Here is a 204-nt window from a genome sequence, read left to right on the forward strand (position 1 = left end):
GCTGAGCCAAGCCGGGCCGGCCCGGGGAGGCGGTCCGGGGAGGCGGGCGGCGGCCGTGCCGTTGCTCGCGCCCGGGGAGTGACGGTCGTGCCGCGGCCCGGGCTGCGAGGGAGGTAGCCGTCGTGCGGGCCCCCGGGCCCGGGAACGGCGGTCGTGCCTGAGCCCGGGAAATGGCGGTCGCGCGCCGCAGCCCGGACTGCGACA

The organism is Streptomyces aurantiacus (assembly GCF_001418335.1).
GTDB lineage: Bacteria > Actinomycetota > Actinomycetes > Streptomycetales > Streptomycetaceae > Streptomyces > Streptomyces aurantiacus.